At 65.4% G+C, this 23,769-nt stretch carries 20 protein-coding genes; 6 read left to right on the top strand and 14 right to left on the bottom strand.

The window, feature by feature from the left end:
- Positions 1 to 201: 201 nt before the first annotated feature.
- Positions 202 to 1,218, bottom strand: a complete 1,017-nt coding sequence (locus tag ABFD92_03990; protein ID MEN6503677.1) for an FAD-dependent oxidoreductase — start codon at positions 1,216 to 1,218, stop codon at positions 202 to 204.
- Positions 1,219 to 1,257: 39 nt separating this feature from the next.
- Positions 1,258 to 2,649, bottom strand: coding sequence for a hypothetical protein (locus tag ABFD92_03995; GenBank protein MEN6503678.1), 1,392 nt, complete (start codon positions 2,647 to 2,649; stop codon positions 1,258 to 1,260).
- Positions 2,650 to 3,015: 366 nt separating this feature from the next.
- Here ABFD92_03995 and ABFD92_04000 point away from each other — a divergent pair, with 366 nt between their 5' ends.
- Entirely contained in the window at positions 3,016 to 3,786 is a 771-nt protein-coding gene (locus tag ABFD92_04000; GenBank protein MEN6503679.1) for a hypothetical protein, read from the top strand.
- Between the two features lie 27 nt (positions 3,787 to 3,813).
- Entirely contained in the window at positions 3,814 to 4,290 is a 477-nt protein-coding gene (tadA, locus tag ABFD92_04005) for a tRNA adenosine(34) deaminase TadA (protein MEN6503680.1), read from the top strand.
- A 310-nt stretch (positions 4,291 to 4,600) separates the two neighbouring features.
- Here tadA and ptsP read toward each other — a convergent pair whose 3' ends face one another.
- On the bottom strand, positions 4,601 to 6,892 hold the full coding sequence (ptsP, locus tag ABFD92_04010) for a phosphoenolpyruvate--protein phosphotransferase (GenBank protein MEN6503681.1): 2,292 nt from the start codon (positions 6,890 to 6,892) through the stop codon (positions 4,601 to 4,603).
- Between the two features lie 335 nt (positions 6,893 to 7,227).
- On the opposite strand from ptsP, the gene ABFD92_04015 reads away from it, so the two are divergent.
- Both ABFD92_04015 and ABFD92_04020 read left to right on the top strand, forming a co-directional pair.
- Positions 7,228 to 7,701 carry a 3-hydroxyacyl-ACP dehydratase FabZ family protein gene (locus ABFD92_04015; protein ID MEN6503682.1) on the top strand — a complete coding sequence of 158 codons (474 nt, stop codon included), beginning with the start codon at positions 7,228 to 7,230 and terminating at the stop codon, positions 7,699 to 7,701.
- A gap of 229 nt (positions 7,702 to 7,930) precedes the next feature.
- Positions 7,931 to 11,830 carry a PQQ-binding-like beta-propeller repeat protein gene (locus ABFD92_04020; protein ID MEN6503683.1) on the top strand — a complete coding sequence of 1,300 codons (3,900 nt, stop codon included), beginning with the start codon at positions 7,931 to 7,933 and terminating at the stop codon, positions 11,828 to 11,830.
- A gap of 188 nt (positions 11,831 to 12,018) precedes the next feature.
- Here ABFD92_04020 and ABFD92_04025 read toward each other — a convergent pair whose 3' ends face one another.
- The 8 genes from ABFD92_04025 to ABFD92_04060 all read right to left on the bottom strand — a co-directional run bounded on the left by ABFD92_04025 (position 12,019) and on the right by ABFD92_04060 (position 20,303).
- Positions 12,019 to 12,612, bottom strand: coding sequence for an ATP-binding cassette domain-containing protein (locus tag ABFD92_04025; GenBank protein MEN6503684.1), 594 nt, complete (start codon positions 12,610 to 12,612; stop codon positions 12,019 to 12,021).
- A gap of 126 nt (positions 12,613 to 12,738) precedes the next feature.
- Complete coding sequence (locus ABFD92_04030) at positions 12,739 to 13,665, bottom strand: ABC transporter permease (GenBank protein MEN6503685.1); 927 nt, start codon at positions 13,663 to 13,665, stop codon at positions 12,739 to 12,741.
- Positions 13,666 to 13,775: 110 nt separating this feature from the next.
- Complete coding sequence (modA, locus tag ABFD92_04035; GenBank protein MEN6503686.1) at positions 13,776 to 15,293, bottom strand: molybdate ABC transporter substrate-binding protein; 1,518 nt, start codon at positions 15,291 to 15,293, stop codon at positions 13,776 to 13,778.
- Positions 15,294 to 15,535: 242 nt separating this feature from the next.
- Positions 15,536 to 16,843 carry a decarboxylase gene (locus tag ABFD92_04040; protein ID MEN6503687.1) on the bottom strand — a complete coding sequence of 436 codons (1,308 nt, stop codon included), beginning with the start codon at positions 16,841 to 16,843 and terminating at the stop codon, positions 15,536 to 15,538.
- A gap of 95 nt (positions 16,844 to 16,938) precedes the next feature.
- Entirely contained in the window at positions 16,939 to 18,270 is a 1,332-nt protein-coding gene (locus ABFD92_04045; GenBank protein MEN6503688.1) for an ATP-grasp domain-containing protein, read from the bottom strand.
- A complete protein-coding gene (locus ABFD92_04050) occupies positions 18,260 to 19,222 on the bottom strand; it encodes a GNAT family N-acetyltransferase (protein MEN6503689.1) in 963 nt (320 codons plus the stop codon). Before ABFD92_04050 ends, ABFD92_04045 begins: the two co-directional genes overlap by 11 nt.
- A 3-nt stretch (positions 19,223 to 19,225) precedes the next feature.
- Entirely contained in the window at positions 19,226 to 19,615 is a 390-nt protein-coding gene (locus tag ABFD92_04055; GenBank protein ID MEN6503690.1) for an S-adenosylmethionine decarboxylase, read from the bottom strand.
- 70 nt (positions 19,616 to 19,685) lie between these two features.
- Positions 19,686 to 20,303, bottom strand: coding sequence for a TetR/AcrR family transcriptional regulator (locus ABFD92_04060; GenBank protein ID MEN6503691.1), 618 nt, complete (start codon positions 20,301 to 20,303; stop codon positions 19,686 to 19,688).
- 423 nt (positions 20,304 to 20,726) lie between these two features.
- Between ABFD92_04060 and ABFD92_04065 the strand changes: the two genes are divergently transcribed.
- Positions 20,727 to 21,428, top strand: coding sequence for a dual specificity protein phosphatase family protein (locus ABFD92_04065; GenBank protein ID MEN6503692.1), 702 nt, complete (start codon positions 20,727 to 20,729; stop codon positions 21,426 to 21,428).
- A gap of 7 nt (positions 21,429 to 21,435) precedes the next feature.
- Positions 21,436 to 21,912 carry a hypothetical protein gene (locus ABFD92_04070; protein ID MEN6503693.1) on the top strand — a complete coding sequence of 159 codons (477 nt, stop codon included), beginning with the start codon at positions 21,436 to 21,438 and terminating at the stop codon, positions 21,910 to 21,912.
- Positions 21,913 to 21,943: 31 nt separating this feature from the next.
- Here ABFD92_04070 and queD read toward each other — a convergent pair whose 3' ends face one another.
- The 3 genes from queD to smpB form a co-directional block, all read right to left on the bottom strand.
- Entirely contained in the window at positions 21,944 to 22,303 is a 360-nt protein-coding gene (gene queD, locus ABFD92_04075; protein ID MEN6503694.1) for a 6-carboxytetrahydropterin synthase QueD, read from the bottom strand.
- Between the two features lie 120 nt (positions 22,304 to 22,423).
- Entirely contained in the window at positions 22,424 to 23,071 is a 648-nt protein-coding gene (locus ABFD92_04080; protein ID MEN6503695.1) for a radical SAM protein, read from the bottom strand.
- Positions 23,072 to 23,087: 16 nt separating this feature from the next.
- A complete protein-coding gene (gene smpB, locus ABFD92_04085; protein ID MEN6503696.1) occupies positions 23,088 to 23,567 on the bottom strand; it encodes an SsrA-binding protein SmpB in 480 nt (159 codons plus the stop codon).
- Between the last annotated feature and the right edge of the window lie 202 nt (positions 23,568 to 23,769).

Here is a 23,769-nt window from a genome sequence, read left to right on the forward strand (position 1 = left end):
TTTGTTTTAATCCTCTTAATCCCCTGAATCCGCGTAATCCCGCACTCCCCGTTCCCGTCCCCATCTTTGTTTTAATCCTCTTAATCCCCTGAATCCGCGTAATCCCGCACTCCCCGTTCCCGTCCCCGCCGCGCCGCTGCCGGGAAGTTGTTTTTCAATTGGAAATTGGAAATCGGAAATTGGAAATTGGAAATCCCAAGCTCACCAGCCTTCGACCAGCCCGCTTTCGGGGGCGGCTTTCTGGGCCCAGCCTTCGGGGTTGCGGAAGTAGTCTTTGACCATCATGGCGGCCACCACGCCGTCGCCGCAGGCGGTGGCGAGTTGCATGGCGGCCTGCTGGCGGCAGTCGCCAGCCACGAACACGCCGGGCATGGACGTCTTGAGCGTCGTGCAGTCGCAGACGATATATCCGGCGGCGTTCATGGTGACGGCGCCTTTGAGGAAGTCGGTATTGGGCACCATGCCCACGAAGACGAACACGCCGTCGACCTTGAGATCCTGCGCCTGATCGGTCTGGAGGTTGCGCAGCACGACGTGGTCGATCTGCTCGCCGGCCTCGTCGGGCACGATGGCCTCGAGCACGTACGGCAGGAGCACGTCGATGTTCTTCTTCTTGGCCGTCTCGTAAAGCTCCTCGACGAGCACCTGCTGGGCGCGGAATTCCTTGCGGCGGTGGATCATCGTCGTCTTGCCCGCGAATCGCTGGGCGAGATAGATGGTGTCCTCGACAGCCGTGTTGCCTCCGCCGACGGTCAACACGTGCTTGTCGCGATAGAACGCCCCGTCGCAGGTGGCGCAGTAGCTGACCTTGCCGGCCTGGCGCATCTGCTCTTCGCCGGGTACGCCGAGCTGGCGGTAGTCGCTGCCGGGTGCGAGGATGACAGCCCGGGCGGTATAGACGCTTTCGCCCTTGTTGACCTCGACGGTGAGCTTTCCGTCGTCGCGGCGGGCCAGAGTCGTGACCGATTCGTTGACGGCCACGTGAGCGCCGAAGGCCTCGACCTGGTCGCGCTGGTGCTGGACGAGATCGGGCCCGGAGATCTTCTCGTATCCGGGGTAGTTCTCGATGCGGTCGGTGAGCATGATCTGCCCGCCGGGCAGACCGTTCTTTTCGAGCACCAGCGTGCTGTAGCGGTCGCGGGCGGAGTAGAGGGCCGCGGCCAGACCGGCCGGTCCGCCGCCGACGATGATCACGTCATAGTCCTGCTGCTTGGGCATGATAACACGAGCTCCCGTTTTACATAGACAGCGGCGGCATCATCGCACCGGCGCCAATCGCACCGGTGGGGCGACCGGTACGGCCTGGCCCGCCAGCGTCTGGGCTGAGGGAAAATGCCGCAGCACCGCCTGGGCGCTGGACAGTTCCATCACCAGATCGTTGCCGCTGTTCATTCGAAGAATATTACCCGCCGCGTCGACCCAGAGAGTGGCGGGTTCGGCATCGGCGGCCGCCTGGTCGCTGACGCGGACGGCCTGAACCTGCTTGCCGTCGATCATGCACGCCTCGGGTCCGACGACGGTCAGGGTCCGCATGTCGAAGTTGTTCTCGGCGCTGGCGTAGCAGGCCAGGGAGTAGGCGGCGGGCTTGGTCAGGTCCGCCAGGCGGAAGAACATCCACGCCAGGGGCTTGGTGAGGTAGATGTTGTCGGGGACCTGTTGCTTTTCGGTCTTGCTCCGCCCGCCCAGGCTCCTCTGGCAGACGATCACGTCGGCTTTCCTGAGCCCGGTCTCATAGAGGTGGCTGGCCTGGGCGCCGTCGCCGGTAGTTTCGGCCTGCGTCCATCGTTCGCTGTCGCCGGCGGCGGTGGAGAATTCCAGCCGCTGGCTGAGGCGTCGCCGGTCGCCGGGGATCTCCATCAGCAGGCAGGTCTTGACCTGCACGCCGTCGAGGCGGTCCTGGACGGCCCACTCCTCGCTGACATTCATGAAGCCGACGACTTTGCCTTTGTAGCTCCACAGATACCAGCGTGGTTCTTTCGACAGCAGCTCGCCGACCTTCTTGCCGGCCAGGGCGGCCATCAACTCCGCGCCGCGGGCGAGGTTGGCCTTCATGGCCTTGCGCGCTTCGGTGGGGTCGGTGAACTGCAGCGTCTCCAGCACCCGTGTGCAGGTGGCGTCGAGGGCGTCTTTCATCGAGGTCGGCCCGGCCATCAGGAAGACCAGGAACCGCTCCGGGTCGGCCAGCACCCAGACCTGTCGTTTCCAGAGAGTGATGGGGCCTTGCGTGACGCCGCGGATGTCGATGGCGCCTTTTCCGCCCAGGGGGATGACTTTCGCCGAATCGATTTTGTACTGCCCCGACTGCTGCAACTGCGCCTCGAGCATCTGGCGGTACGTGTCCAGCGAAGGCTTCCCGGCGCCGCTGTCGGGCTTCTTGGGCAGCACCTGCAGCACCGAGAACGTCCAGGCGATGACGTTGCTCTTGTCGTCGCGCATGGACCACGAGACCAGCCGCGCCGTCGAGAACCCCCTCTGGCGCACGGTGCCCAGCGGGGCCTTGAGCGAGAAGCCGTGCGCCGCGTCGATGTACCGCGGGCCCAGTTCCACCGCCGGCGCCGGCGCCGGTTCCGCAACGACGTCCTGGGCGTCCGCCCGCGCAATGAGAACCACCAGCGCCGCAGCCAGGATCAACCCGTATATGTGCTTCATGGAGCGCTCCATCATGGGCGACATTATAAAAGCCTCCCGCGCACTTGATAAGTCTTAACCCGGATATTTCACCGCGGAGATCGCAGAGGCCGCAGAGGTTTTTGAGCGAAGAAACTTACAGAAACCTACGGAAGCGGGCCGCATGGCAGTCTGTTTTCCGGATTAACGCCGACGGCGACATTAGATGGTTTTGTTTTAAGCCATTTGCTTCTCTGCGTACTCTGCGATCTCTGCGGTTCATGCAGTTTTCGGGTTAATTGCCCCGCCCGCAACGCAAAACATTCCATCACGCCGCAGTCAGGGTATAATCCTGATGTGGCCCGGCGGCACGGGGAGGCAAACCTTGGGCACGAAAAGGATGCTCCGATGAAACGCGTAATGGCAATCGCCCTGGCGGCTACGGTTTTGATTGTGATCCAGACGGCGTGGACGCAGCAGAAGGCTGAAGAGCGGCTCGCCGCCGCGCGCGAGCGCCTGCAGGTGCGCTCGCTCCGCAGCGCCGTCCAGAGCTTCTATCGCTCGCTGGACAACGATGACACCGAGGCCGCCACCGGGCAGGTCGCCAAGGTCAAGAAGCTCTGGGACGCCCTCGACGCGGACCTGCAGGGCAAGATCGATAAATCGCGCCCCGGCACCGGCCAGCGCGTGGCGGATTTGGAATCGGAGTGTTCGATGACAGCCGCCCCCGCGACCAGTCAACCCGCCAGCGAGCCCGCGCCGGCGGCCGCGAGCGCCGACGTGAAGACGCTGCCGACCAGCCGCCCGGCGCCCAAGGGCGACGACAACGTTGCCCCGCCGTCGACGGAGCTGGTGCGGATGGGCGAGACCGCCCCGGTGGGCAAACTCGCCGCGCGGAGCCCCGTCGTCAAGGAAGTCGCCGCCGCTGAGCCTCACCCCGGCGGACCGTGGCGACCCAAGTATGCCAACGACTACGACATCTTCGGCGACCATCCCAAGGGTCGCTGCGAGCAATATAAAGGCGGCGCCCAAGAGTCCGCCGCGCCTCTGCCGGTAGCGGCCCCCGCGCCGGCAGGGACGCCCCGGCCCAAGACCGCCCAGCCCGGCAAGGAAGGCGGGTCGATCGACCAGATCATCAAGACCGCGCCTGTCCAGAAGACGCCCAGGAAGAAGAAGTAGAACGACAGGGCGGGCGAATCGCTCCCTATGCCAGCCGACCTTTCACAGTACGACGCCTTCATGCAGTTGGCGATCGAACAGGCCCGCCTGTCTGCCGCTGCCGGCGACGTGCCCGTCGGGGCGGTGATCGTCCGCGACGGGGCGGCCATCGCGGCCGCGCACAACCGCCGCGCCCTCGACGGCGACCCGACCGCCCACGCCGAGATGCTGGCGATCCGCCAGGCGGCCGCCCTCACCGGCGACTGGCGCCTGACCGGATGCACCATGGTCGTCACGCTCGAACCGTGCTGCATGTGCGCCGGGGCGATGGTGCTGGCCCGCATGGACCGCCTGGTGTACGGGGCGACCGACCCCAAGACCGGGGCCGTCGCCACGCTCTACCAACTCTGCAGCGACCCCCGCCTCAACCACCAGCTCGAGATTCTCCCCGGCCTGCGCAGCGCCGAATGCGGCGCCATCCTCACCCAATTCTTCGCCGCCCAACGAGCGCTGGGAAAGAAATGACAGCCGCCGCCGCAAGGCGACCCTGGACTGCGGCGGCAGCGACGCACCCAAACTTTAGACCGGAAACTGTATGAACCGAAGAGCACCTGGCGCGGCCTCGCTTCGCTCGGCCGCAACCAAAGGCGTTCCAGCACAGCAGCGTGGTGGGGGCTCCGCCCCCACGCCCCCGGAGTTTGTCGCTTTGTGGCTTCCGGCAGAAGTGGGCCTTTGCAGCCTCTGCCGGAAGCCCAATGCGATAACCTCCGGGGTCTGGGGCAGAGCCCCAAAATGCCGGCTGAAGAAAATCTTCGCGGTAACATCGCGGCTGGCATCAGTCTGAGTGTTGCTGGTCCAGGTCGGGCAGGCGGGCGATGACGGCGTCGATGGTGTCCTGGGCTAGCAGGTCCTGGGCCACGTGGCGGGCCTGGGCGAGGGTCATCTGCGTGATCTGCTGCTGGACGGGCGGGAGGAACTGGGGGTCCAGGCTCAGGGCGCGCACGCCGATGCCGATCAGGAACGGCAGGTACGCCCCCACGTGGGCCATCTCGCCGCAGATGGAGACTTCGCACCCGGCCGCGGCGCCCGCCTGGGCGACGCGCTGGAGCGAGCGCAGGACGGCGGGGTGGTGCGGCATGAAGTACGACGCGACCTTTTCGTTGCTGCGGTCGACGGCAAGGAGGAACTGGATCAGGTCGTTGGAGCCGATGCACAGGAAGTCCGCCCGGCGGGCGATGGTGTCGATCATCTCGACGGCCGAGGGCACCTCGACCATCACGCCGACGGCGGGCGAGGCGTTATGCGCGAGCTTCTGCTGGGCCAGTTCCTGCATGCACGAGTCGAGGGTGGTCTTGGCCCGCACGAAATCGTCCACCGACGAGATCATCGGGAACATGATGCGAATGGGCGAACCGGCGCCGGCCCGCAGGATCGCCCGGAGCTGCTGGCGGAAGATGTCGTCGTGGCGGAACGAGAAGCGGATGGACCGCAGCCCCATGGCCGGGTTGAGCTCGGCGGTCTCGTCGAAGTACAGCAGCAGCTTGTCGGCCCCGATGTCCAGCGTGCGGAAGGTGACCTCGCGTCCCTCGAAGCCCTCGATGAGGCGGCGGTAGATGGAGACCTGCTCCTCTTCCGAGGGCGGGGTGTTTCGCACCAGGAAAGGAAACTCACTGCGGTAGAGTCCGACGCCCTCGGCCCCGACGAACCGCGCCAGATCGATATCGGTCAGCAGATTGATGTTGGCCAGCAGGCGGATGCGCGTGCCGTCGGCGGTGGCGGTGGTTTCGGGCAGGGCTTGCGGCGGGGCCTGGGTGGCGACCTGGCGGCGGGCGTCCTGGCGCTGCGAGAACCGCTCGACGATATCGGGCGTGGGGTTGATATAGATGTTGCCGATGTCGGCGTCGAGCACGACGGGCGTGCCCTCGGGCAGATCCAGCAGCGTCGGGTCGTCCGCGATCACCATCGGCACGTGCAGGCTGCGGGCCAGTATCGACACGTGCGAGGTGACGCCCCCGCTGGTCTGCACGATCCCGCCGACCTCGGCGGTCGCGAGCTTGACGATGTCCGAGGGGTACATCTCCCGCGCGACGATGACGGCAGAGGCCTCATTGAGGCCGACCTCGACCCGCATGCCCATCAGGTTGGCCAGGATGCGTCGGATGACGTCCTCGACGTCGTGCTCCTTCTCGCGCATGTAGGCGTGGGGGCTGGCGGCCATCAGGTCGGAATATTTTCGCCCGACGGCCAGAACGGCCTGGGGTGGGTTCTCGCCGTCCTCGATGCGTTTTCGCATCTCGCCGATGAAGGCGGTGTCCTTGAGCATCATCAGGTGCGCTTCGAAGATCAGCGAGGCCATCTCCGGGACGCGCTGCCCGAGGCGTTCCTGCAGCCCCTGGAGCTGTTCTGCCGTGGCGTCGAGGGCGCGCTGGAGGTCGTCCATGCTGTACGGTCGAGCGCCGGGGGCCTCGGTGAACAGGCGGTGGTACGCCCCGTGGTCGTGGATGATCGCCGGTCCGTGGGCAAAGCCCCTGGAGGCGGTCTGCCCCTTGACCATCCGCGTCGCGGCAGGGGGGCGCTGCCCGGTTGCGGCGCTTTCCTGGGCCTTGGGCACGCCCATGAGGATGCGGGCGTTTTCGATCGCCCCGGCCAGTTGCGACGTGGTGGCCTTGACGGCCAGCACGTCCTCGTCGTCGAAGGGTCTCTCGCGGCTACGCTGCACGACGAGCACGCCGATCTTCTCGATGCCGCGCTGGATCGGTACGGCCAGGAAGGCGTCGAAAGGTTCTTCGTTGATGCCCTGGAAGGGCTTGAAGTTGGGGTTGTCGCTGGCGACCTGCTCGCGAACGGGTCGCAGCTCGCGCAGGGCCATTCCCGTCAGCCCCTCGGAGATCTTCATGCGGACGTTGCCCACTGATTGCGGGGCCAGCCCGGACGTGGCCTGGAGGACCAGCTCCTGCGTTTTGTCGTCGTAGAGGTAGATCGAGCAGACGTCGCAGTGGAGGTGGTCAGCCACCAGGCCGACGATCTGCGAGAGATAGGCGTGGATGTCGGCGCTGCCGGCCAGTCGGGCGGCGAACTCGCTGACGTCGCACAGCAGGCTCAGATGTTCTTTGTCAGAGGCGGCCACCGAAGCATCCTCCAGGGCCGTGTGGCATGGGCGTCTCGCCCATGCGTCGGGTCCTGTGGCATGGGCGTCTCGCCCATGCGCACACGCCCCAGGCCAAGAGCACGGGCGAGACGCCCGTGCCGCGCATGGCCGAGACGGCCATGCCACACAACGGGACTATACGCCATGACCGCCGGCAAGTCCAGCAGCGCGCTTCCGCGGCGGTAGCTCCTTAACATCCTACCCCTCGGTTTGCGCTGACAAGGGCCTCTGCGCTTCTGTGCGGCAATTTCGGCCCAAGGCCGCATTGACTCCGACGCGGCAGGGGGATATCCTTTGCCCGAAAGCGAGACCTCATGCCACCCAAAGAACTATTCGATATCTCGGGAATCGATACCAGCAAGATCATCATCGACCGCGACGAGATCGCCAAGGTCAACCCGCACCGCTTCGAGTTCCGCCAGCTTGACGGCGTCTGCTACATGAACGAGGACCACACGCAGATCGTGGGCATCCGCCAGCCGGCGGCCGACGAGTTCTGGGTTCGCGGGCATATTCCCGGCAGGCCGATCTTTCCCGGCGTGCTGATGATCGAGACGGCGGCGCAGCTTGTCAGCTACTGCATGGCCAGCGAGAAGAAGGAAGAAGGCTTCCTGGGCTTCGGCGGCGTGACGGATGTGAAATTCCGCGGTTCGGTGGCCCCCGGCGACCGGATCGTGGTGCTGGGGCTGATGATCGACAAGCGCCCGCGCCGCTGCGTCGGCGCCACGCAGGGATACGTCGACGGCCGCATGGTCTTCGAAGCCACCATCACGGGGATGTGGTTCTGAGGATTGCGGATTTTCGATTTCGGATTTCGGATCAAACATCGGGGTTCCGGTCTCATTAGCGGTCGAGCCCGCCACGGCGGATCTTCGACTTGCTCGACGCGGTTTCCTCCATGAACCTTAAGAACCGCGCGGGGCAAGCCGCGCCGCTAACCCATGCGCGTGTTCGGTTGCATATTGCCGACGGTTGGGGCATACTTGTACGCGACATTCACGGCCAGGAATTTCCCGCATGAAATACGTTTACGCCGCGCTGCTGGGGGTCGTTTGCTTTGTTGGCAGTCCGGTCCGGGCCGATGCTCCGGCCGGTCCGCCCGAGGCGTACATTCCGGCAGAGTGGCTCAAGGCCAACGTCGACTGGAAGCCCACCTGGGATGAGACGCTCAAGGCCAACACGCTCCAGAAATTCCAGGCCGACCTGGCCAAGGACAACGCCCTGAAAGGCCTGGCCGACCGGATCGCGCCGCTGCATCGCGTCGAGATGATCAAGGCCGCCATGCTGCGCTGGCCCGACCGCGCCAACCGCATCGCCGGATACGCCGAGATCGCCCACGCCTTTCAACAGGCCGGCAGCAATTATTGGCGAAGCTACTGGGGCTGGAAGATGGTGCAGGATTTTCCCGATGACGCCGCGGCCGTCACGCAGGGTTACCAACACATGCTCGGCTGGAGCTTCGGGCAATACACACACTGGGGATGGTACGGCTATTTCGTTGCCCCCGAGTGCCGGGACTTCGAGTTTGCCATCAGCGAGATCATCGCCCGCCACAAGGCCGGAAAGCTGGGCGAAGGCTCTCCAGCCGTCTCGATGGCCTACAGCTACCGGGCCTGGGAAGCGTTCGACTTCTGGAACTACGGCGCCTACTACGCGCTGCTGGGGCGTGAGGATAAGACGCGATCGGTCATCGCCGACGAGAGCCTGATCAGCTACCTGGGCCTTTCGCAGATACCCGGCGGCGACGGCGACGTCATGTTCGACCTTAACGACCGCGGGCAGAGCCAGCTCGACGCCGAACTCCGCACGCGATGGGAAGCCGCCCAGCACAGCGAGATGTTCGGCTCCGACGCCTCGTCGCTGCGCCCGGACGAAGTGCAGGTGCTGCTGGACCTGGCGGCCGCCTCGGGGGCGCACGTGCGTCAGGGCGGCAACTACGTGCCGTTCTGGGTGGTGATTGACCAGCACCTGCTGGGCCTGGGCCACGCTCGCCTGGCGCCGCTGGCGGCGGCGCACGAATTGGCGGCGCGTTCTCGCGCTTCGGCGGCGGCCGTCAGCGGCGACGTCAACGACCTGATCGCGGCCTTTCGCCGCTATCCTTTCGCGCCGTCGCTTCACCGGCTGATGGTGGAGCTGGCCGAGCGGGACGTCTGCGCGGGCAACTGGGTGCGCGCCGTCTCGCTGGTGCGAGACGTGATCAAGCACTCGGCCGACGCGGCGCTGACAAGGCAGGCCCACGCCGTGCTGTGGTTGGCGCTGGCCCAGCAGAGCGGCAATCGTGGCGAGCTCACGACGGCCATGAGCCAACTGCCCGACGACGCGACCATTCCCTGGCGCGGCGCCGATGCCGCGGCGGCGAAGGTCAAGGCCGCTTTGCTCTCGCAGATGGCCGTGCTGGAGACGCAGCGCGCCGTTCGCCTGGCGGGGCTGAGCGTGCGGCGGGTGCAGTTGCCGGCCGACTGGCCCGCTCGCCAGTGGAACCTCGACGGACCCATCGCCGATCGCGGCAGCCACGCCCCGTGGCCGGTGGCCCAGGTGGACGTCGCCGGCGAGAGCCTCTTCGTCAGCCATCCCGGCGCCATCGCGCGATTCGACGCCAACTCGCCCAAGGCCGCCTGGACGCAGATCCTGCCGCCCCAGCCCCTGCAGACGCCCTGGTGGGACGAAGCCACCTCGCGATACATGGCCACGGGGATGTGGATGCAGGCCATCATGATCCGCCGCCCGGTGCGGACGTCGGCGGGCAAAGAACTCCAGCCTCGCGCGGCGCTGTACTACCTGATGACGCCGTCGATCCCCGCGTACATCCAGGCCGTCGACGCCGCCAAGGGCGCCCAGCTCTGGACCACGCGCGGACGCGAGACCTGGGAAGACCTCACGCCCATGAGCCGCCCGACCTTCGCCGGCGGGCGCCTGTACGTGCTGGCCGGCCCGTCAAAGATGGACCGCCTCTTCGCCGTGCGCGAGAGCCCCAACACCCCGCTGCCGACGAGCCTGGTCTGCCTCGACGCCCAGGACGGCCGCGTGCTCTGGCGACGCTCCACCGGATGGATCGAGAACACGCACCTCGACCTGGCGCGTGGGTCGGCCGCGGTGCTCGTCCACCAGGGGCGGGTCTACTGCTGCAACAACATGGGCATCATGTCCTGCTTCGACGCCTACGACGGCCTGACCGTCTGGGTGCGCCCGTACCCGCCGGCCGTCCAGCGAATGGGCGGGTACGAGTCGCTCAACCTCGTCCGCGAAGGCACCTGCCCGATCATCACGCCCATGCCCGCAGCCCTGGGCGCGGGAGACATGTTGCTGGCGGCCCCGCGCGACCACACCGGCGTCGTGACGTTCGACAGCCGCAGCGGCAAGCTGCTCTGGCAGACGCCGCTGGTGCCCTCGGACCGCCTCGTCGGCGTCAGTGGCAGCGTGATAGTCGCCATCAGTCAGTACTGGCTGACGGCCTTGGACATCACCGGCGGGCGGCAGCTCTACTGCCGCGAGTTTCCCGCCGGCACGGGCGGCCAGGCGGCGCTGCTCGGCGGCGACGTCGTGCTGGCCTCGGGCGGCAAGCTCTACCGCATCCAGGCCTCCACCGGCAACACGCTCGAAGAGACCGGCCTGGAGGCCGGCGCCAATGAAGAGCCCGTGATCTGCCCCGACGGCACGATCGTGCTGGTGGGAGCTCCGCCGATGACGGCCGCCAAGGCCCCGCCCACCGCCGGGCGCGACATCAAGCTGCCGCTCAAGCAGGTCTGGTCGCTGGCGTGCGAGTCGCCGGCGGTGCTCTTTGGCGACGCGATCGGCGCATCCGAAGACTCGTTCGGTTTCGTCAGCGGGCGGCGGATCGGGATGATCCGCTCCAAACCGAATTGGGAACTGGCCTGGGACAAGCTGCTGCCTCTGCCGCCGCAGGGCGTCGCCAAGGCCGGCGGGCGGCTGCTGGCGTCGATGATGTGGACGCTTGACGCCCACGACGGCGCCGACGGCAAGACGCTGTGGTCGACGAAGCTGGGGCTGCTGCCCTTCGTCATCGGCGGCGACGACAAGACAGTCTACGCCGGCGGCCGCGGGTGGGGCGGCTACTTCGCCACCCTCGATGGGGCCACGGGCAAGGTGATCTGGTCGGGCAATCCCGGGTGGGACCAGCGGGTTGGCATCGACCAGTTCCAGCGGAGCCGCCTGCAGCGCGAGGGCGACGGTTCGGCCACGCTGCGGTGCCTGGGCAACGTCTCTGACGCCGCCGGAAGCGGCGCCGGCGAGATCGTGCTCAATGCGGCCACCGGGCGGGCCAAGAGTCTGCGTCCGCTGCTGGCGCCGGGGACGGGCAGTTGGAGCCCGCCGAACTGGGACACCAGCGGCCTGGCGTACATCGTCTCGAAGTGGCCCAAGGGCAAGGTGGCCGCGTTTGGCCACGACGGCGCGACGGACGTTGCGGCCAAGTGGCAGCGCGAGCTGAACCTCGAAGACCATCGCTGGCACTACAGGCTCTTCGGCGCGCACTACCGCGACGGCAAGATCTACGTGCGCCTGGCCGGGCAGATGTTGGTGTGGGACCCGGCCACGGGCAAGGAGCTTGCGCTGGACATGACGCGAGGCGGCGGCGTGATCGAGCCGTTCATCTTCGCCTTCAAGCAGATCGGCAACCGCATCATCGTCGTCAACGGCTTCACCAACCAGCGACCCGCCGCACCGGGCAAGCACTCGCCCGAGCCGACCAAGCCCGACCAGTGGAAGATGTTCGTCGACATCTTCGACGCGACGACTGGTCAACCGCAAGGCCGCCAGGAACTGCCCGGCGTGCTGTGCTGCATCTCGCTGATCGCCTACCAGGAGATCGCCGGCTACGACACCCAGGTCCAGATCCTCGACGGTTCCATCGTCGTCACCGACATCAACGGCATCCACGTCTTCGCCGGCGAACCGTAAGTCTGCGTCTACTGCAACGGCATGGAATTGCCTACGAGGAACGATATCTCTGGGTGTGACGGCCGGAGTCCCGCCCCTGGCGGGGCGAAGAAACACCGGCATCGCAAATTGGAAATTGGAGATTGGAGATAGGAAAGGGAAATTGAAAATTGCAGACGGGAGATGGGAAATTGGCAGTTGGCAACGGGTCACGCGGTCACGACGGCGCCGTCTTGAATGTCGAAGATGACGTCGGCCAGCGCCTGCGCCTCGGCGAGATTGTGGGTGACGTGCAGGACGGTGGCGCCGGCGACGCGCTGGACCTGCTTGAGCAGGTCGATCATGCCGCCGCGCGTATCGTCGTCGAGGGCGCTGAGCGGTTCGTCCAGAAGCAGCGTTCGCGGGCCGAACGACAGCGCCCTTCCGAGGGCGACGCGCTGGCGCTCGCCGCCGCTGAGCCCGCGCGGCGTGCGATCCAGCAGGTGAGAGATCCCCAGCAGTTCGGCCAGTTCGCTCGTGCGATCCGCGATGCTCCTGGCGTTGGCTTTGCGGATCTCCAAAGCGAACGCCAGGTGCTGCCGCACCGTCATCGTCGAGAACAGTGCGCCGTCCTGGGGGACGTAACCGATGCCTCGCCCCGCCGGCGGCGAGTGCGTCACGTCGCGGCTGTCCAGACGGATGATCCCCGACTCGATCTCGCGCAGGCCGATGATGCTCTCCAGCAGCGTCGTCTTGCCGCTGCCGGTCTTGCCCATCAGGGCGGCGTAGGCGCCGGTGGGCACGTCCAGGCAGACGCCCTTCATGGCGAAGACTCCGGCTCGGATTGTTATGTTCTCAAGGGAAATCATTATTCGTTTGGTTAACGGCGGAGCTTGCTCCGCGGGGTCTCGCATCCGAAAAACGCGTCGAGCAAGCTCGACCGCTAATGTTTACAGCGACAGTCTCCTCGCCCCCCACAACCGGGTGACCATCAGCACCGCCACCGCGGCGACGAGCATGATGATCGATACGGCCACGGCCGCCTCGATGTTGCCGATGCTCATCTCGAGGAAGACGCTGGTCGAGAGCACTTCGGTTTTGTTCCGCGTGGCGCCGGCGAAGATCAGCAGCGGGCCGAACTCGCCCAGGGCGCGGGCCCAGGCCAGCGTCAGGGCTGTCAGGATGCCGCTGCGTGCTTCGGGCAGCACCACGCGCATGAACGCCTGCATGCGCGTGCAGCCCAGCGCCAAGGCCACCTGCTCGCAGCGCGGGTCGATCTGGTCGAAGGTGGCCTTCATCGTTCGCACGGCGAACGCCGCGGCCACCGCCACCTGGGCGAGAATCACCGCCGGAATCTGGTAGACGACGAGGCTGTTGATCGATCGCCCGTCGACGCTTGCGGTGAAGGGCCAGAACTGGAAGAGGATCAGCAGGCTCAGACCCACCACCAGCGGCGGCAGGACGATGGGGATGTCGAGGATGGCATCGACGAGGCCTCGCCCGCGGAACTTCACGCGCGACAGCAGATAGCCCATCGGCACGCCCACCCAGACCGACACGATGGCCGAAAGCGAACAGGCCAGCAGGCTCAGCATCACCGCGTAGCGGATTTCGCTCTTGCCCAGCGCCTGGACGATGGGGTTTTCCGCCAGCAGCGCCATCCACGGCTGGGGTGAAACCCAGGCCTTCTCGACGGTTTCCTTGAGCATATAGATCACGTCGCCCAGCAGCATCAGGACGATCAGCAGCACGTACGAGCCGCCAAGGATCCCCATCCCGGCCAGGAACCCGCGATCGCGCAGGCGGATCGCCTCGTCGCGCCGTGCCGCGGCGAGATGCGTGGGTTCGAGTTGTGCGGTGGCGATCTCTTGAGTCATGTCGTGATCACAATCCTGACAACCTTGCCACAAAGATCACAAAGGGCACGAAGAGAATCTTCATTTCCCATTCTTCTTCGTGTTCTTTGTGATCTTTGTGGCAAAGCTTCTTATTCCTTCGGGGCGGTTGCCGCTTGCGGCTTGGCGTCTTTTTCTTTGTACCGGAAGTTAAAGCCCGCCGCTTCGAAGTTCTCGCGCGCTGCGGTGATGGCGTTAAAAAACCGCCGCGCCAGGTGCTTGTTCGCGCTGCTGCGCGAGATGCTCAAGGGCTGCACCGCCTTGGCGTGCGGCGAGTCGATCCTGACCAGATCGATCCGCCCGCCCTCGGCGATCGTGTCGGTGCGATAGGCGATGGCCGCATCGACCGACTTGGTCGTCACGGCCGGCACGAGCATGGCCGACGAGGGCGCCTGCACCACGACGTTTTTCATTACCGCCTCTTCCATGCCTTCCTTCTGCAGCAGGGTCCGCGTCAAAGCGCCGATGGTGCACTGTTCGGGCTGGCCCACGGCCAGGCGCACGCCGGGGCGGGCCAGGTCGGCCAGCGACTTGATGGACGTATTGCCCTTGGGGACGGCGATGACGATGTCGGCGTCGGAGATGTCCACGTCTTCCTGGAACCAGTCGCGCACATTGTCGAGGTAGTACCGGTCGCAGGCCATGTACACGTCGGGGAAGTTTGCGCTGGCCGGACCCATTGTCTGCATCGTGCCGGTGAGCATTCCGCAGCCGTTGTAGAGCGTTTCGATCTTTACGCCCTCGCGGGTCTCGAAGGCCTTAACGACGCTGTCCACGGCGCGGAGGTTCACCGCGCCGCAGAAGAACTTGAGCACCGGCCGAACCGCCCAGGCGTCGCCGTCGACGGGGGAGAAGCCGGCGGCTTTGAAGTGTTTCAGGCCACGGTCGCGGGCGCCGAGATATCGCATGAACGTCAGGGCGGCGGTGGGCTGGCGGGAGCTCTTGAGCACGGCGATGGACATTTCCTGAACGGCCGCTTCAAGAATGGGCACGTGAACGGCCTTGAGCTGTTCGTACTGTCCGACCGTCGAGTCCCAGACGATCCCGGCGTCGATGGCCCCGATGGCGACGTCGTTGGCGATATCCGAGACAGTGGGTTTGAACACGCCGTGGTCCTGCACGTGGCGTCGCAGGGGCTCCCACTGGCCGCTGGGCTCCAGGGCCTGCCGCACGGTGCGCCCGATGGAGGCGGCCTCGGGGTTGCCCATCGCCACGCGCAGGCCGGGCTTGAGCAGGTCTTCGAGGGTGGCGATGGATGTGTTGTCGCGCCGCACGACGATGACCGGCATCATTCGCGCCAGTGGCAGCACCTCGGCCAGTAGGCCCTGCGACTGGGCGAGCTGAATGTAAGTCTGGTCGGCCCCCAGGTACAGGTCGCCGGCCCCCGAGGCCTTGAGGCTGCTCAAAAGCGTGCCCGACCCGCCGTACTGCACCTCGACCGCCACGCCGTATTCCTGGCGGTATTGCTTGATCGCCGGCTCGACGGCCTTTTGCGAACCGGCCGCACAATACAGCATCAGCGACCGCTCGCTCGATATCGACGTGTGTCCGGATAGCCATGCCAGCCCGCCGACCAGAGCGGCCGCAGCCACCAGGCTGCCCAAGAGCATTTTCCATTCAGTTGGCATAGTCGTTCACAAATAGCATGCACAACAGGGTGGCATGGCGACGCAGGTTTCTGTTTCTCCTGGGTCGCCATGATTCGCCGCGCGCCCATGGCGACCCGCTTCGCGTGTCGCCATGCCACCCGACGAAGAACACGCGGAGCAAGCTCCGCCGCTAACGTTCGACGAAAGGACACCGTTTCGTTCTTCGTCCTCGTCCTCGTCCTCGTCGTCGGTTTTATCCCTCTTCACTCGTCCAGACACGCCACCTCCGGCAGGGGCTTGATGAATTCCTGCCGGAGACTATACGTATACGCTCCCTGAGTGGGGACCAGAAGTATGTCCCCTTCGCGGATATCTTCGCCGAAGTACCCGTAGCCCCACAAGTCGTGTGGTGTGCACAGCGACCCCATCACCATGCACGCCCGCTCCGTCAGGGCCGGACGCGTCAGGTTGATCAGCGGAAAGTAGTCCGTCTCGAACCGCTCCCACCCGACGGCGTTGGCGCCGGCGTCGGTAATCACCAGGTCGTCGGCCTTGCGGTCGATCACAGTCACCAGCAGGTGCATGGCGTTGTGGCACAGCCACCGTCCCGGCTCGGCGCAGAGGCGGGCATCGACGTGCGGGGCCAGGTGCTTCTGCTGCGCCGCGGCGATGGCGGCTGCGAAAACCTCCAGCGGCTGGGCCGCCAGGCGGTAGTGCGTCAGCGACGCCTGCCATCCTGCCGTGGTGGCCGCGCGGAGCATGCCCGCCGGCGTGCCGGCCTCCTGAAGCCACTCGCCCACGCCCGGCCAGAAGCCCCCGCCCATGTCGATGAACTCGATCGCCTCGCGCTGGGCCGGCGACAGTGTCGCCAGCGTTTCGCCCAGCAGCGCAATGAACTGCACCTGACGCTGCGGGTTGAGGTTCCAGCTTGTGTGGAACTGCAGCCCGCAGAGCCGCACGCGGTCGCACCCTTCAGCCGCGCTCATGAACTCGCCCAGGCGCGAGAGATTAATCCCGAACTTGCGCCACAGGCCGTGCTCGAGCGTCGTCAGGCGCACGCCTGCGCGGATGGTGACTGCCGCCGCGGCGGCCATCGCCTGCAGGCGGGCTAACTCGCCGAAGCTGTCGATGAGCACCACGACGCGGGCGGCGTTGTCCAGGGCGAGCTGCATCTCGGCGGGGGTCTTTCCGGGTCCGCTGAAGACGATGTCCTCGCTGCCTGCCGCCAGGGCCATCTGCAACTCGATGCCGCTCGAGACGTCCAGGCCGATCCCCTGGGCGACCAGCGTCTGGGCGATCAGCGGGCAGTTGTTGCTCTTGACGGCGTAGTAGGGCCGGAACTGCGGCACGTGCTTGCGGAAGGTGGCGACAAACTCGCGTGCCGCCGCCCGCAGCGCCGCCTTATCGACCGCGTACAGCGGGCTGCCATGCCGCGCCGCCATGTCGAGGAACTGCCCGCGCCAGTTGACGAACCCCTCGACAAACGCCCGCAACTCGCCGGCGTCCAGTTGCGGCGTCGGTTGAGCGAGCAGCTCGGCGGCGGATTTCAAGATGGCGTCTACGTCATGCATTTATAAGTCGTCCCGTTTCGTTAGCGGTCGAGCTTGCTCGACGCGGTTGTTTCCCCGACTGAACAACCGCGCGGGGCAAGCCCCGCCGCTAACGTTTAGTCTTCCTCATATTCAACGACAAATCGCCCGGCCAGTTCGGTGCATTGTTGCTCGATATTTACGGGGAGCATGGGCGAGACGCCCATGCTACTCACGGGCGAGACGCCCGTGCTACTGGGCTTAAAGATCGCGTGGCCCAGGAGGCGCGAGTCGTAGTCGGCGGGGGGGAGGCGCACCTCGTGGCCGGGGGCTCGCTTGAGATACACCTCGCGCACGCGCGGGTCGGCACTGACGGCCGAGGCGTCCAGGCGTAGGATCACGCCGCTGCGCTTTGCGAACAGTCGCAGGCCCACCATCTGCTTCCACGCCGCCGGCGGAGGCACGCGGACCGGCTCGCCGGCGGCGAAGTTTACCGCGGCCGCGAGCATGTCCATGCCGCAGCAGGCCCGCAGCAGCGGGGGCAGGCAGTCGCCGCCGGGGCGCGGGGCGATCTCGATCATCACCGCCTGGCCGTCGCGCATGATGAAGTCGAGCATGCAGATCGACCGCTCGATGCCGACGGCGCGGCACGCGGCTGCGAGCTGCGCGGTGAACGCGTCCGGCGGCAACTCCGGCGGCGGGTCCGGCACGATGTACGCCGTACACGTGCCGAGGGTCTGTGAGTGGTCCATGATCTTGCGGGCGACGCGGATGATCCGCGCGCGGCCGCCTTCGATCACGAAGTCGCAGCTATACTCGGGGCCTTGGACGAACTCCTCGATGACGGCCACGCTGCGCGAGTCGATCATGGCGCCGTTGGCCGCCCCGGCGCTGTACATGCGGGCGTCGTGATGCTCGGCCAGGCGGGCGGTGATGGTCGCCAGGGCGTCGGCGGCCTCGACGGCGGTGCGGCAGAAGAAGATCAATTCGCTGCCGCTGCCGGTGAGGGGTTTGAGCACGGCCGGACCTGCGATCGAGGCCATGAAATCGGCGGCGTCGGCGGACGTTCGCACGAGGCGTGCCTTGGCGGTGGGCAATCCTGCGGCCGTCCAGGCCTGTTTGCACGCCAGCTTGCTCCGACACGCCGCCACGGCGGCGGCGGAGGGGTAGGGCAGGTGCATCGCCGCGGCCAGCGATGAGGCCAGGGCCATCGATTCGTCGTCGAAACATGCCACGCCGACGATGTTGTGGCCGAACCGCACGGCGTGCGCCTGCACCCGCGCCAGGAGTTGGTCGTGGGGTTCGGACAGATCGGCCAGCAGTTCCTGCTCGGGCGGCGGGGGCGGTTCGGCGGCGTCGTGGCGGTGGGCGCGGGAGGTCAGGAAGATCGCTCGATCCCCCAACTGCTGACGAATGAGATCGACGTAGTCCGCCGTGGTGCCGGCCACCAGGACGCAGTCATTTAGCACACGCTGCACTCCTGGACTCTTCATGGCATGCGTGCTCGGTGTGGTGGGGGATGTTGCTCAGCAGGTACAGCGGTCGCGGGGTCAGGTGGAAGAGCGTCTTCCACGAGAAGTCGCCGCAGAGGAAGTCGAGCTGGTCGAACCGCTCGCGGCACCCGCGGCGCATGTGGTACACGTTGATCAGCTTGGCCGCCCCCTGCACCGACCGGTCGGCCCCGCCGGCGACCAGCGTGTAGTGGTTGTTGTAGACGATGCCCATGTCGACGGCCGCCGCCTCGCCGTCGACCAGCAGCGCCGTCATGCGCAGCCACCCGTTCTCGCGAGCCAGCTCCATAAGGCTGCGGAAGCCTTCGCGGAACCGTTCGTCGTAGAAATACGACCGCTCGCCGAAGGCGGCCATGTTCAACTCGACCATCCGGTCGAAGTCGGATGCATCGTCCAGCCGCCACGTGACGCGCTGCTCGAAGGCGTCGAGTTCGCGGCGGATGCGCTTGGCCGACTTGTGCGAGAACTCGCCCCAGTAGTTCTCCATGTCGTACCCGTATCGCGGCGGCTCGAAGAGATACCCGATCTCGTCGATCTCGCAGCGGTCGGTCGCGCCGTCGGCTGCCGGCAGCAGGTACCGCAGGTGGCGCGGCCCGGGGCACAGGGCCAGCAGGCCCTCGAGCATCGCCTCATCACCGGCCAGCAGGCGGTTCTGCTCGAGCCAGGTCTTTCCGACCCAGGTCTCGCCGGGGAAGTATCCGTAGCAGCCTTGCTCGGCGATCCAGCTCAGCGGCAGCAGTCCGCGCACGAGGGGACCTTCCTCGGCCGCGATGAACAGGGGCGGTCGCTGGAAATGCCGCTGAAAGCACATCCGCACGTCCCAGCGGTCGGTGAACGATTCCTGCGCGACGGCGCGCTGCCAGAGGTCCCGGCACGCGTCCAGGTCCGTGATGACACGGTATCGATACACGCTCTAGAGCCTCTTGTTGCTGTGCGTGATGCAGTGCGAACCGGCGAAAAACCTCTGGGCGAACTCGGCGACGACTTCCGGGTCGTACCCCTTGCAACTGAACACGTCGAGGTAAACCGTGTTGGTCAGATTGGCAAAGTGGGCCGAGATCAGCGACGTCTCGATGAGTTGCACCATCGAGTATCCGGCTACGCGCTCGTCCTCACCGAAGTGGACGACCAGCGTCTCGCCGAAGCGCTTCATCTCGATCAGCTCGCAAAGCTCGACCACGAACTGCTTGATCCGCTCGGCGTCGCGAATGGCCGCCGGGTCGCAGTTGTAGATGTCGATGCTCGTGGCCAAGCCCCATGCCGATAGCTTGACCTCAGGTTCCACCGCCTCTTGGGTTTTCATTGTCTCTCCTCTGGGCCCAGCCGCCGCCGGCACAATGCCCGCGGCGCCCGTGCCAAATATTGTTTTGGGACTATCCTTTTGCCGCCTCGGGGGGCTGCTGATGTCCGGCTTCCTGGATAAACCGCGCCAGGCTCGATGCCATCGCCCCACGCAGCGACACGAACGTTTCGTCAATGTTCTCGTCCTGCGACGAGATCGCCGCGAACGAGTAGTATCCCGACACAAAGCCCGCCACCGCGCAGGCGATCCGACGCAGCACCGGCTGGGGCGGGCGGTACTTCAGCACCGACGCCAGCAAGCCCTCCACGCATTCGAGGTACTTGATGAACGGCGTCTCGAGGCCCTGGTAACCCTCTTGCAGCGTCAAGTCGCTGCGGCCCTGGAAGTACAGCACGAAGTCTTCCCACCGGTTGGCGAAGAACTCGATGTGCGCCGCGATCAACTTGTCCAGCACGCCGATGACGTCGGTGGCGCCCTCGCAGCGCGACCTGATGGCCGCGATCAACCCGTCGAGCATTTCCTTGATCAGCTCGCGCACAAGTTGCGGTTTGCCGCTGAAGTGGTAGTAGAACGTTCCTTTGCCCACGTCAGCGCGATCGGAGATTTCGTCGATCCGAGCAAGGTCGATGCCCCGCGTGGCGAAGACCATGCGGGCCGCATCAAGCAGCTTGCGGCGCGTAACCTTCAAGCGCCGTTGCTGGCGCGAAGGGCTTCGCTTCGGTTTGGCATCTTCAACTATCATCATACTCAAGACCGACTAACCTCCCGATTTCGACTTTTTAGTCAACAACGACCATAAGGTCAACAACAATTTAGAAAAAACTTCAAGTTTTTCATCTCATCGCACAAGCTATTGGGGGCGATGATCCATCTTAACCACGCTATTGCTACCAAAGCTCCCCCGAGGCCTTGCCCATTCTGGTGCCGGACTATATACGATCACCCAATAGGTGGTGTTTGAACAATGTCCATAATGTTTGGGGGGCGATGACTGTTGACTCGTTACCTTGGTTGACTGGTCAGTTGGTGATCGCGTCAGAGGCGGGACCTCCCCGCCTTCTTACGCGCAAACGCACGGGCAAAACCGTCCCATTGGCGATAGAATCAAATCATGTACGTGTCGATCTTCGCAGCACTGGCCGCGGCTTGCCTTATCTGGGCCTGGCACAATCATCCGATCGCGCCGGTTCTTGCCGACGTCGCCGGCGGCTTTGCGATGGTGGCCGTGCTCTACCTCTTCAATCGCCAAGGATGGTTCTTCAAGAACAGCCGCGGCGTCGTTCACCCCGCCGCCTGGCTGCTGTACTGGCCGTACTTCATCACTAACGCGATGATGTTCTATCTCCAGCGGCTATTCTGGCCGGAACCGCCTGCGCACGAGATCGTCGCCGGTCTGTTCCTGGGGCAGAAGCTGACCGCCTTTGAAGCTGCGCACTTCACCCCCACGCCCGCCGGCGTCGTCGACCTCACTGCCGAGTTCAGCGAGAACCGGATCTTCCGCGCCAACGACGGCTACCTCCTGCTGCCCACGCTGGATGGCACGGCCCCGACAGCCGCACAGCTCGACCGAGGCGTCAAGCACATCCGCCGCTGCCTGGCCGCCGGAGCGGTCTACGTTCACTGCGCCTTAGGCCACGGCCGAGGGGCGACCATTGTCGCCGCCTACCTTCTGGCCGAAGGCAAAGCCGCCACCATACACGAGGCGCTGGACATCATCCGCCACCATCGCAAGACCATCCGTCTGCGGACGAACCAGATCCGAGCCCTGGATGCATATGCCGAAACCTTGCGTCGAACTGCGGCAGGGCGATAATACCGTCATGGGTAAAGCAATCGTTCTGGTCGTGGCGGCGGTGCCCCTGTTCATCTGCATCCGCATCGAAGTCTACAATCATCGAGCGGGAGGATATCTGCCGCGACAGGACGATGAGGGGAAATGGCGCGTCACGTCCCCCGTGATATATCGAAAAAGTTTGGAAGACAGGTTTCGCTACGAGGGCAGGCAGGCAGGCAAACCGGCGGAACTGACAGAACAGCAGAAGGCCCAGATCGATCGGCTGATGGCCGAGGCAGAGCCTCGCATCCATGAGAACGCCAGTTTTCGCGGTTTTGTCGAGACCTGGGGATTGGCCCAATACGCTATCGGGCCCTTGGCGCTGTGCCTGCTGATGATCCCGCTGCTTGGCAGGAAGTCCAGCGCGCGGCTCAGGATCATATCGGCTGCCCTGGTTGTATCTGTCGCTGCGTGCGTCGCGATGATGTTTTATCGCGGATACTACTCTTCCCTGGGGTGGTGAAGCGTCGTCGTTTGTTTCTTTGCCCCCGCGCTCACCCGCGATAGATGCAGCGGGAGGTGTCGCTTTCCCAGACCTCGATTGCCGACAGCAGGGGCAGGGCGGGCTTGATGCGGTCCCAGAGATATTTGCAGAGCACTTCGCTGGTGGAGTTCTCCAGGCCGGCGATCTCGTTGAGGCAGCGATGGTCCAGCGCCCCCAGCACGCCCTCGACGGCCTGCTTGATCTGTCCGAAGTCAATCACCCAACCCGTGCGCGGGTCCGGCTCGCCGCTGACGTGAACGTCGACGCGGTAGCCGTGCCCGTGCATGCGGCTGCACTTGTGCCCTGCCGGCACGTTGGGCAAAGAATGGGCGGCTTCGAAGCGGAATGTTTTTACCAGTTCGTAATCCATTGTCTGCTCCACTGAGGAAGACGAACAACCGACGACGAGGACGAGGACGACGACGAGAACGAAACAACTCACAAGTCCGTCATCCAATCATCCAACCGTCCGATTATCCGTCCATCCGCACTACACCCCGCGCTTGGCGGCGGGCCACAGGATCTTATGCAGTTGCAGGCCCAGCCGCACGTCGAGCTTGTCTTGCAGAATCCACTCCGCCAGATCGGCGCCGCTCAGGCAGCCGCTGACGGGACTGAAGATTACTTCGCACCGCCGAGGCAGGTCGTGCTCGGCGGCGGCTCCGCGGGCCATTTCGTAGTCGGCCCGGTCGGCGATGACGAACTTTACTTCATCGCCGCGGCGCAGGCACTTGACGTTGTCCCAGCGATTGGCGGCGCTTTGGCCGCTGGAGGGGCACTTGAAGTCGACGATCCGCACTACGCGCTCATCGAGGCCGGCGATGTCAAGCGAGCCGTTGGTCTCCAGCAGCGTCTCGTACCCGGCATCGCAGAGCGCCGTGAGCAGGTTGGGCGTGGCCGGCTGCAGCAGCGGTTCGCCGCCGGTGACTTCCACCAGCGGTCCGCCCAGTGCGGCTACCGCCTCGAGGATAGCATCGACGCTCATCGGCGTGCCTTCGTTGCGGGCGTAGGCGGTGTCGCACCAGTCGCAGGCGAGATTGCATCCGCTCAGGCGCACCAGCACGCACGGCCGCCCGGCCCGCGTGCCCTCGCCCTGGATGCTGCGGAAGATCTCGTTGACGATGAGCGTGTAATCCATTGCCGGACATCCATCGCTAGCGATGCCGCATCGCCCGCTGCATTTCGCGGTTCTGCTCGCGCTTGCGGATGCTCTCGCGCTTGTCGAACTGGCGCTTGCCCTCGGCGACGCCCAGTTCGACCTTGGCCCAGCCGCGGGCAAAGTAGATCGCCAGCGGCACGAGCGTCTTGCCCTTCTGTCGCACGTGCGATTCGAGCTGCTCGATCTGGCGGCGGTGCAGCAGCAGCCGCCTCTCGCGGTCGACCTCGTGCTGCAGCGTGCCGGCCGCATGGGCGTAGTGGGCGAAGCTCGACCCGATCAGGAATACCTGCCCGCCCTGGATGCGGGCATAGGCCTCGTCGATCTTGGCCTGCCCCGCGCGGAGGCTCTTGATCTCGGTGCCGGTCAATTCGATGCCGCACTCGACGCTTTCGATAATGAAAAAGTCGTGCCGGGCCTTTCGGTTGGCGATGCGCACTTCGCGCGGCTTCTGGTCTTGTTGTTTCTTTTTCGCCATCGGGAAACAACTTTACCACAGAGAACACAGAGGGCACGGAGAGAAAAACAAAACTCGATATCTTCGCGGCGGAGCGTGCTCCGCGTAATTATTCGGTCCGGCAAGAACGCGCGGGCCAAGCCCCGCCGCTAACGTGCTGGTCTTACCATCAGGCCCTATCTTCCTGATCCAATTCTAATCTGCCAATCCCGCTTGCCGGTCT

It is taken from the genome of Planctomycetaceae bacterium (assembly GCA_039680605.1).
In the GTDB taxonomy this organism is placed as follows: domain Bacteria; phylum Planctomycetota; class Phycisphaerae; order SM23-33; family SM23-33; genus JAJFUU01.

Excerpts from the sequence above, each read along its gene's own strand:
- ABFD92_03990 (MEN6503677.1), bottom strand. The coding sequence starts at position 1,218 with ATGCCCAAGCAGCAGGACTATGACGTGATCATCGTCGGCGGCGGACCG.
- ABFD92_03995 (MEN6503678.1), bottom strand. The coding sequence starts at position 2,649 with ATGAAGCACATATACGGGTTGATCCTGGCTGCGGCGCTGGTGGTTCTC.
- ABFD92_04000 (MEN6503679.1), top strand. The coding sequence starts at position 3,016 with ATGAAACGCGTAATGGCAATCGCCCTGGCGGCTACGGTTTTGATTGTG.
- tadA (MEN6503680.1), top strand. The coding sequence starts at position 3,814 with ATGCCAGCCGACCTTTCACAGTACGACGCCTTCATGCAGTTGGCGATC.
- ABFD92_04015 (MEN6503682.1), top strand. The coding sequence starts at position 7,228 with ATGCCACCCAAAGAACTATTCGATATCTCGGGAATCGATACCAGCAAG.
- ABFD92_04020 (MEN6503683.1), top strand. The coding sequence starts at position 7,931 with ATGAAATACGTTTACGCCGCGCTGCTGGGGGTCGTTTGCTTTGTTGGC.
- ABFD92_04025 (MEN6503684.1), bottom strand. The coding sequence starts at position 12,612 with ATGAAGGGCGTCTGCCTGGACGTGCCCACCGGCGCCTACGCCGCCCTG.
- ABFD92_04030 (MEN6503685.1), bottom strand. The coding sequence starts at position 13,665 with ATGACTCAAGAGATCGCCACCGCACAACTCGAACCCACGCATCTCGCC.
- modA (MEN6503686.1), bottom strand. The coding sequence starts at position 15,293 with ATGCTCTTGGGCAGCCTGGTGGCTGCGGCCGCTCTGGTCGGCGGGCTG.
- ABFD92_04040 (MEN6503687.1), bottom strand. The coding sequence starts at position 16,843 with ATGCATGACGTAGACGCCATCTTGAAATCCGCCGCCGAGCTGCTCGCT.
- ABFD92_04055 (MEN6503690.1), bottom strand. The coding sequence starts at position 19,615 with ATGAAAACCCAAGAGGCGGTGGAACCTGAGGTCAAGCTATCGGCATGG.
- ABFD92_04065 (MEN6503692.1), top strand. The coding sequence starts at position 20,727 with ATGTACGTGTCGATCTTCGCAGCACTGGCCGCGGCTTGCCTTATCTGG.
- ABFD92_04070 (MEN6503693.1), top strand. The coding sequence starts at position 21,436 with ATGGGTAAAGCAATCGTTCTGGTCGTGGCGGCGGTGCCCCTGTTCATC.
- queD (MEN6503694.1), bottom strand. The coding sequence starts at position 22,303 with ATGGATTACGAACTGGTAAAAACATTCCGCTTCGAAGCCGCCCATTCT.
- ABFD92_04080 (MEN6503695.1), bottom strand. The coding sequence starts at position 23,071 with ATGGATTACACGCTCATCGTCAACGAGATCTTCCGCAGCATCCAGGGC.
- smpB (MEN6503696.1), bottom strand. The coding sequence starts at position 23,567 with ATGGCGAAAAAGAAACAACAAGACCAGAAGCCGCGCGAAGTGCGCATC.